This window comes from Streptomyces alkaliterrae, assembly GCF_007097205.2.
GTDB classification, from domain to species: Bacteria; Actinomycetota; Actinomycetes; order Streptomycetales; family Streptomycetaceae; genus Streptomyces; species Streptomyces alkaliterrae.
On record NZ_VJYK02000741.1, the window covers coordinates 1 to 405 of the forward strand.

Genomic DNA, 405 nt, shown 5'->3' on the forward strand with positions numbered 1-405 from the left:
GTCCGGGGGCGGGCGCGGGTGGTGTTGGTGACAAACGCAACGGTGCGGTTGGAGAAGGAGTTGGCCGCGCTGGGGCTCGCGGACTTGGCGCATGAAGTGGTGAGCAGCGCTCGGGAGGGCGTGGCGAAGCCGGATCGAAGGATCTACCGCCTGGCGGCGGAACGGGCGGGGGTGCCCGAAGAGCGCTGCCTGTTCGTGGACGACCGGCTGGAGAACGTGGAGGCCGCGGTCGCATGTGGAATGCGAGGTGTGCACTACCGGCAGGCTGAGGATCTACGTGGGGCGCTGGCGGGAATGTGGGAGGGGCGGTGAGGAGCTTCAACGGGTGTGTTGGTGGAGCCAGTTGTTGATGTGGGTGAGGTCTGAGGTGGTCAGGCCGGTTTGGGGGTCGACACGGTGGAGGAG

At 67.4% G+C, this 405-nt stretch carries 1 protein-coding gene; it reads left to right on the plus strand.

All coding sequences use genetic code 11. The annotated features are described in order from the left end of the window. A partial coding sequence (locus tag FNX44_RS27755; protein WP_153507839.1) for an HAD-IA family hydrolase occupies window positions 1-312 on the plus strand: 312 nt, incomplete at its 5' end. Window positions 313-405 lie beyond the last annotated feature (93 nt).